Genomic DNA, 8,149 nt, shown 5'->3' with positions numbered 1-8,149 from the left:
GCGCCAAGAACAAGGACACGGCGATGAAGTTCCTCGCCGCGGCGAGCAGCGCCACCGGCCAGGCGAAGTTCGCCGAGGCGAGCGGCTATGCGCCGATCAACACCAAGGCCAAGGCTGAGATGCCCGCCGACGTGGTCAAGGGTCTGCCCGACGCCCATGTCGACGGCCAGATCAACCTCGACATGAACTACTGGGCCGAGCATCGCGACGAGATCGCCACGCGCTGGTACGCCTGGCAGGCGAAATAACGCCCGCCTTCTCGTGACAGAAGCGGGACGGCTTCCGCCGTCCCGCTTCGCAGCCCAGGATACCGCTTATGTCGGTGGAAATTGAGCAGAGCAGCGCCAGAATGCGTCTCCCGGCGGGCCTCGGCGGCCTGCTGCCGGCGCTGACCCTGATCGGGCTCTTCTTCGTCGTGCCGGTCTTGGCGCTGCTTTTGCGCAGCGTTACCGATCCGGCTCCCGGCCTGCAGAATTATGCGGCGCTGCTCGGCGACGGCACCTACGCGCGCGTGTTCTTCAATACCTTCCTCGTCGCCTTCGTCGTCACCGTCGTCACCGTGCTCGTCGCCTTTCCGGTGGCCTGGATGCTGGCGATCATGCCGCCGGCCCTCGCCTCGCTCCTGTTCGGCATCATCATCCTGTCGATGTGGACCAACCTCTTGACCCGCACCTATGCCTGGATGGTGCTCTTGCAGCGAACCGGCGTGATCAACCGGGCGCTGATGGCCATCGGCATCACCGACCAGCCGCTGCCGCTCATCAACAACCTCACCGGCGTCACCATCGGCATGGTCTACATCATGCTGCCGTTCATGATCCTGCCTTTGGTCGGCACCTTGCGCGCGATCGATCCGATGACGCTGCGCGCAGCGGCACTCTGTGGCGCCAGCCCGCTCGCCGCGTTCCGCCGCATCCTGTTGCCGCTCTCGCTTCCCGGCATCGCCGCCGGCGGGCTGATGGTCTTCGTCATGTCGCTCGGCTATTTCGTCACGCCGGCGCTGCTCGGCGGCACGTCGAACATGATGCTCGCCGAGATGATCGCGCAGATGATCCAGTCGCTGCTCAACTGGGGCCTCGGCAGCGCCGCCGCCTTCATCCTGCTCGTCGTCACCATGGCGCTCTACGCGCTGCAGCTGCGCCTTGTCGGCTCGAAGCGAGCCGCGGGAGGCGCCTGAGATGCTGCTCGACTACGACCGTCTCGGTTGGCTGAAGGTCGCGCTGCTCGCCTTCACGGCTTTGGTCGCCGCCTTCCTGCTCTTGCCTGTTGTCTTCATCGTACTGCTCTCCTTCGGCTCGTCGCGCTGGCTGGCCTTTCCGCCGCCCGGTTGGACGCTGAAATGGTATCAGGAGCTGTTCGCCGACCCGTCCTGGATCGAGGCGGCGCTCACAAGCGCCCGCATCGCCGCTCTGACGGCAATCCTTGCCGTCGCCGTCGGCCTGCTTGCCTCCTTCGCGCTGGTTCGTGGTGAGTTCCGTGGGCGCGAGATGCTGCGCGGGCTGCTGCTGACGCCGATGGTGCTGCCGGTGGTCGTCTTCGCCATCGCCATCTACGCCTTCTTCCTGCGCCTTGGCCTCGGCGGCACCACGGTCGGCTTCGTCATCGCCCACACCGTGCTGGCGCTCCCCTTCGCCATCATCCCGATTGCCACCGCGCTCGAAGGCTTCGACAAGTCGATCGAGGACGCGGCCATCGTCTGCGGCGCCGGCCCACTTGAGGCCAAGCTCAGGATCACCTTGCCGTCGATCCGCATCGGCATCTTCTCCGCCGCGATCTTCTCCTTCCTCGCCTCCTGGGACGAGGTGGTCGTGGCGATCTTCATGGCGAGCCCCACCCTGCAGACCTTGCCGGTCAAGATCTGGGGCAGCCTCCGCTCCGACCTCACTCCCGTCATCGCCGCCGCCTCCAGCCTGCTGGTCGCGCTCACGCTCGCCCTCATGGTGGTGACGGCACTCTTGCGCCGAAAGTTGCAGACATGACCGAGCCTTTCCTGTCGATCCGCAAATTGCGCAAGGCTTTCGGCGCCTTCGTCGCCGTTCATGACGTGACGCTGGAGATCCCCAAAGGCGAATTCCTGACCTTCCTCGGCCCGTCGGGTTCGGGAAAATCGACGACGCTCTATGCGATCGCCGGCTTCCAGGACCCGACCTCCGGCGATGTCCGGTTGCAGGGAAAGTCGCTGCTTGCGGTGCCCTCGCACAAGCGCAACATCGGCATGGTCTTCCAGCGCTACACGCTGTTTCCGCATCTGAGCGTCGCCGAAAACGTCGCCTTTCCGCTTCGCGTCCGCCGCCGGCCCGACGCCGAAGTCAAGCGCAAGGTCGCCGACATGCTCTCGCTGGTGCGGCTCGAAGGTTTCGCCGAACGGTTGCCCGGCGCGCTGTCCGGCGGCCAGCAGCAGCGCGTCGCGCTCGCCCGCGCGCTGGCCTACGACCCGCCGATTTTGCTAATGGACGAGCCACTCTCGGCCCTCGACAAGAAACTGCGCGAGGAGATTCAGGCCGAAATCCGCCGCATCCACCGCGAGACCGGCGTCACCATCCTCTATGTCACCCATGACCAGGAGGAGGCGCTGCATCTGTCCGACCGCATCGCGCTGTTCAGGGATGGCCGCATCGAGCAGATCGGCACCGGCGAGGATCTCTACCTTCGGCCCGCGACCGATTTCGTCGCCGGCTTCATCGGCAATTCCAACTTTTTGGCCGCCGAGCATCTGGAAACCGTCGGCGGCGCCGCGACCATCCGGCTTGCCGACGGCTCGGTGCTCTCAGGCATCAACGCCAATGGCAGCTTCGGCAGCGGACAAAAGGCCAGGCTGATGATCCGGCCGGAAGCGTTTCGCCTGGAGCGTGATCCGAAAAGCGCCGAGCTTGCCGTCGAGATCGTCGATGTCGCCTTCTACGGCGAGCGCCGCCGCATCGTCGCGCGCACCGCCGCCGGGCAGGAGATCGACATCAGGCCGACGTCGTCGGCCATGGCGTCCCATGACGCTACGGCAAGCCGACGGCAGGTCTTTTTCGACCCGGCCGCCGCATTCCTGTTTCCTGCCTGATTGCTCTGGCGTGCCCTATTCCGCGGCGACACTCGCCCCGGAGCGATTGGCAAGCACCAGCCCGACTTCGCCCACCGCCTGCGCGACGCGCTTCAGGATCGGCTCGGAGCGCAGCACGCCGTCGGCGAAATCCTTGTCGGTGGCATAGACCGCCGTCGACAGGGCAAGCGCCTCGAAGAAGCCGAACAGCGGCCGCAACTGGTGCTCGACGATCAGCGCATGCCGTTCGCCGCCGCCGGTCGCCAGAAGCACCACCGGCTTGCCGCGCAGGGCGGCCGGATCGATCAGGTCGAAGAAGTGCTTGAACAGGCCGGTATAGCTGCCCTTGTAGGTCGGCGAGCCGACCACCAGCACATCGGCATTGATGACTTTGTCGAGAATGGCGCGGGCCTGCTCGTCGAGATCGCGCGCCCATTTCGCGTGGCCGAGCGAAGGGCCGAGATCCTCCACGTCATAGGTGCTGGCCGACAGGCCATGCTGACGGGCAATATCCTTCACGACCTGTTCGACAAAGCCCCGGGTCTTGGAGGGTCGGGTGAAATTGCCGGAAAAGCCGACAACGGTGGGATTGGGCATGCTCAGGCACCTTCACGCCGCGGATGGGTTCGCGTTAATGTCTACAAGTTTGATAGACTTCAGGGCCCGATAAAAGGAACAATCGGCTTTCGGCGGCGCCGGTCCCGAACATTTTTTCCACGACCAGGCCTATCGGCGACAGCAGCTCATGGTCCGCGGCTGCGTCGGGCATCTCCCCGGCCAGCCTCGATGGCGAGATTGCCGAAATTGGCCTGAAGCCAGCCGATCGCGCCGGTGACATCGGCAATGACATGGCGTGCCGCCGTTGGTCCCCGAGGCTTGATCCGGATGGATATCCCGCCCGCGGCATTGGTCGTCTCGAAGCCGTTTTCGTCGGATGTATCGTCGCCGAGGAAAACCGGCCGTCGCCCGGCAAAGGGTGGGATGTCCATGAACCTCCTGATGGCGGCACCCTTGGCCGCCTCGAGCGGCATCAGCTCGACCCCGGCATTGCCGGCGATCACACGATATCCCTTCGGCAGCCGGTCCAGAGCCTGCTCGACGAGCTTCGTCGCCCGCGCAAGCAGATGCGGCGCGGCGCGCGTATGGACGGCGAGCACCGGACCCTTGCGCTCGACATAGACGGCCTGGCTCGCCAGCTCCAGCTCGATCTCGTCGGCGAGCGCCGCCATGTCCGCCGGTTCGTCAGCGGCCTCGACAGGGCCGCCCGGGGCAAGTCTGTGCTCCAGTCCGTAGAGACCGGCAGTGCGCAGCTTCAGCGGATCGAACAGTCGGTCTACCGCCGCGACCGAGCGGCCGGTGATGAAGGCAAGCGCGCCGTCCAGCCGGCGCTCGATCGTCTGCAGCAGAAGGCGAAGCTCCTCGCTGACCGACACGGCGTCCGGATGGGCGGCGTGCTCCAGCAAGGTGCCGTCAATGTCGAGGAACAACGCCCATCGGCCTTCGGGGAGGCGTGGCGTCAACTCTGGCTGAAGATTCATCGGAGTCCGGCTACCTGTTTGCGTTCGAAGATGGGGACGACGTTGTCGGGGGTGGCCAGGCGCTCGGCGTTGGCCGTGACGCGGTCGAGCTCGCCGCGCTTGCGCAGGCGCGCCGCGTCCAGAAGCATGCTTCCGGCCCAGCGGTAGACATTGTTGTCGCGCACGATCTCGCGCATCCGGCGCATCCGCTCGCGCTGCTCCTCGGCCGACATGGTCAGCGCCTGCGAGAGGGCCCCGCTCATCATCGCCGCGTCGTAGGGGTTGACGATCAGCGCTTCCAGCAGCTCGCGCGAGGCGCCGGCAAAGGTCGAGAGCAGAAGCACGCCCTGCTCGTCGTCGCGCGCTGCGACGAATTCCTTGGCGACCAGGTTCATGCCGTCATGCAGGCTGGTGACCATGCAGATGTCGGCAGCGCGGTAGATCTCGTAGACCGCCTTTTGCGAATGATGCTCGGCCACGATGACGACGGGCCGATAGCCGTCTGCGCCATAACGCAGGTTGAGGTCGTCGGCATAGCGCATGCATTCGTCGTGCAATTGCCTGTAGGCAGGCAGCGTGCCCCTGCTGGGAGCCGCAATCTGCAGGAACACGACCTTGCCGATCAGCTCGGGATGCCTGGTGAACAATTCCTCCAGCGCATGAAAGCGATCGAGAATGCCCTTGGTGTAGTCGAGGCGCTCGACGCCGATGCACAGCTTGGCATCCGCCGGCAGCCCGAACCGGTCGCGGACGCGCGCCCGGCACTCGGCGACATCGGGCAGCTTGGCCAGAAGCTGCAGGGGCCATTCGATGGAGATCGGATAGGCGTGCACCAGCGTCGTCTGGCCGCCGTAGGAAATGGCGGCGTCCGCCCGTTCGATCCGGCTTTCGAGGAAGCGGTCGACGCTCTCGGTGAAATTGTTGGCGTGGAACTGGGTATGGAAGCCGATGATCGAACTGCCGAGCAGCCCGTCCAGGATACGCTCCCGCCACGGGCAGATGCTGTAGACTTCCGAATTCGGCCACGGAATGTGCCAGAAGGTGATGACGATCGCCTCCGGCAGGCGCTCGCGGATCATGCGCGGCAGAAGCGCGAAGTGATAGTCCTGGACCAGCACGATCGGCCGCTCGTTGCGCGCCTCGGCGACCACGGTGTCGGCGAACTTGCGGTTGACCGCCTCGTAGGCGTCCCAGTCCGACTCGCGGAAGATCGGCCTCGTGAAAGCGATATGGCAGAGCGGCCAGAGGCCTTCATTGGCGAAACCGAGATAGTAGCCCTGATATTCCTCCTCGCTGAGCCACACCCTGCGCAGGGTGTAGGACGGATTGTCGGGCGGCACCTGCACCCGGTCGTCACCGTCGACCATCTGGCGGTCCGCCGTGCCGCCCCCATAGGCGATCCAGGTGCCGGCGCAGGCGCGCGTGATCGGCTCCATCGCCGAAACCAGCCCACTCGCCGGCACGACGAGTTCGACGCCGTCGCCCTTGGTGTTGTGGATGTAAGGCTCGCGGTTGGAAACCACGATCACTTGCGCCTCGGGCAGGTCCTCGTGAAGGATCTTGCGCAAGGTTTCGGGCGACCATGTCACCAGCGCCGCGTCGACCGACTGGCCGTTCTTCTCGAATTCCCGAAGTACTTTGCGCGCCGCTTCGGAAGCCACGTCCTCGCCAGCGACGTGCACGGTCGCAGGCGTGGAATTGCGGCGGTGTCGGGATATGGAAAAAAACACCGCAAGAGCGGAAAGTCCAAGACTTACCAGGAGCAGGCCCCACAGCAAGTCGATGCCTTGATCAGTCATTGATACGCCAATTTGCCACCGGCCCGCCGCAGGCCTCATTCTTCTTGTTTTCGACACCTTACCGGCGACGGAACAGACCGCCGCGCGTCCGGTGTGATTGTGCAACGCACAAACGGACCATCGGTTCCGACATTTGTCAGGCGGCGAGCGAACCCTTGGCTAAGTTCGCACGATGAGCGGCACCAACCCCTCATGCCGGTCGGCAAGGAAGGCGACGACCCGGTCGCCGACGCGTTGGAATGTCAGGTCGACCGCCCGGTCGCCAACGGTCAGGTGCCGAAGTGTAAGCATGTCGATGCCGATCGGCAGCCTTGGCCGCGTGACGCGGACCTCGCCCTCCCAACCATCGATTTCCAGGCCGAGGCAGGCCTGCATCAGCATGAAGGCGGAGCCGGCCGACCAGGCTTGCGGCAGGCAGGCGACGGGATAGGCTATGGGCGCCTCGCCCGGCGCGCGGGTGAAGCCGCAGAACAGTTCCGGCAGACGCATGTTGAAATGCACGGCGGACTCGAACGTGCCGCTCATCAGCCGCACCACGCTTTCGCGCTCGCCATAGCGCGCCAGGCCGACGCCGCAGATGGCGGTGTCATGCGGCCAGATCGAGCCGTTGTGATAGGACATCGGGTTGAAGAACACGGCGTCGTCGGCAAGCGTCCTCAGGCCCCAGCCCGAATGGAAGGGAGCCGAAAGCAATTGGTCGGCGACCAGCTTTGCCCGCTCGGGCTGGGGCAACCCGACAAACAGAAGATGCCCGGCATTCGACGTCCGCACCTTGCAAGGCTCACCGGCGCCGTCGATGGCCAGCGCATAGAAATTCAGGTCGTCTACCCAGAAATCGCGCTCGACCGCGATCCGCATTTCCTCGGCCCGTTCCTCCCAGTGCTCGGCCTCCGCATATCCGCCCCGGCGCCGTGCCAGCGCAGCCAGCCCCCGGAACGCGGCAAAGACGTAGCCCTGCACCTCGACCAGCGCGATTGGTCCTTTGGGGATGCGGCCGTCGGCATGGAAGACGGAGTCGAAACTGTCCTTCCAGCCCTGGTTGGCGAGGCCGGATTCGGCGGCGCGCTGATAGGTGACGAACCCGGTCTCCCGGCTCGCCTCTTCAGTCCATTCGGCCGCGGCCTTGAGCGACGGCCACAGCGTGTCGATGAAGTCCATGTCGCCGGTGCGCTCCGCATAGGCGCAGGCGAGATGGATGTAGAGCGGCGTGGTGTCGACGCCGCCATAGTAACGCCCGAAGGGAAGCTCGCGCAGCGCCGCCATCTCGCCCTTGCGGGTCTCGTGCATGATCTTGCCGGGCTGTGAATCGCTGAACGGCGACGTCTCGGTCGCCTGGTGCTGGGCGAGGAAGGCAAGCACGCCCCGCGCCAGACCAGGGTTGAGCCAGAGCATCTGCAGTGCCGAGATCACGCCGTCGCGGCCGAATGCCGTCGAAAACCAAGGGATGCCGGCATAGGGATAGGGCCCTGTCGCGAGTTCGGTGGTGAGCAGCGCCACATCGGCGCGGGCGCGCTCGACCCAGTCGTTGAAGACGCGGCCCGAACTGTGCACCGTGGCGCCGTGGCGGCGCTTTGCCCGCATGCCGAAACGGGCGCGGGCCGCTGCGGCGCGAAAGCGATCGCGATCCGGGGTCTCGACAACCTCCGAACCGACCTCGACATAGAGCACCTTGCTGGAACGCTTGGTCACCGCGACGAGGAAATCGGCGCGGCTGTCCGTCAGTTGATCGGGCGCCTGAGAGAACGATATCGCCGACAGGCGCGCCAGCCCGTCCAGCCCGTCATAGTGAAGCAGCACCGACG

8 protein-coding genes are annotated in these 8,149 nt (G+C 65.5%); 4 read left to right on the top strand and 4 right to left on the bottom strand.

The window, feature by feature from the left end:
- The 4 genes from EN780_RS21735 to EN780_RS21720 all read left to right on the top strand — a co-directional run.
- Positions 1-248, top strand: a 248-nt coding sequence (locus EN780_RS21735) for an extracellular solute-binding protein (RefSeq protein ID WP_348631266.1), incomplete at its 5' end; no start/stop codon positions are given.
- A 101-nt stretch (positions 249-349) separates the two neighbouring features.
- The gene (locus tag EN780_RS21730; protein WP_245500050.1) at positions 350-1,177 is read left to right on the top strand and encodes an ABC transporter permease; all 828 of its coding nucleotides are present in this window, start codon (positions 350-352) and stop codon (positions 1,175-1,177) included.
- Between the two features lies 1 nt (position 1,178).
- Entirely contained in the window at positions 1,179-1,979 is an 801-nt protein-coding gene (locus tag EN780_RS21725) for an ABC transporter permease (RefSeq protein ID WP_128275282.1), read from the top strand.
- Positions 1,976-3,052 carry an ABC transporter ATP-binding protein gene (locus tag EN780_RS21720; RefSeq protein ID WP_128275281.1) on the top strand — a complete coding sequence of 359 codons (1,077 nt, stop codon included), beginning with the start codon at positions 1,976-1,978 and terminating at the stop codon, positions 3,050-3,052. The genes EN780_RS21725 and EN780_RS21720 overlap by 4 nt, the downstream gene beginning before the upstream one ends.
- A 15-nt stretch (positions 3,053-3,067) precedes the next feature.
- Here the strand turns inward: EN780_RS21720 and msuE are convergent, their stop codons facing one another.
- The 4 genes from msuE to EN780_RS21700 all read right to left on the bottom strand — a co-directional run.
- Complete coding sequence (msuE, locus tag EN780_RS21715) at positions 3,068-3,628, bottom strand: FMN reductase (protein ID WP_128275280.1); 561 nt, start codon at positions 3,626-3,628, stop codon at positions 3,068-3,070.
- 146 nt (positions 3,629-3,774) lie between these two features.
- Positions 3,775-4,569, bottom strand: a complete 795-nt coding sequence (gene otsB / locus EN780_RS21710; protein ID WP_128275279.1) for a trehalose-phosphatase — start codon at positions 4,567-4,569, stop codon at positions 3,775-3,777.
- A complete protein-coding gene (locus EN780_RS21705) occupies positions 4,566-6,347 on the bottom strand; it encodes a trehalose-6-phosphate synthase (RefSeq protein WP_128275278.1) in 1,782 nt (593 codons plus the stop codon). Before EN780_RS21705 ends, otsB begins: the two co-directional genes overlap by 4 nt.
- A 159-nt stretch (positions 6,348-6,506) precedes the next feature.
- Positions 6,507-8,149: amylo-alpha-1,6-glucosidase (locus tag EN780_RS21700; protein ID WP_128275277.1), on the bottom strand; the 1,643-nt coding region annotated here is incomplete at its 5' end.

Origin of the sequence: Mesorhizobium sp. M4B.F.Ca.ET.089.01.1.1 (assembly GCF_004022605.1) — a bacterium.
GTDB classification, from domain to species: domain Bacteria; phylum Pseudomonadota; class Alphaproteobacteria; order Rhizobiales; family Rhizobiaceae; genus Mesorhizobium; species Mesorhizobium abyssinicae.
Note: the sequence above shows the minus strand (reverse complement) of the source record. Positions and strands in the feature narration are given on the sequence as shown.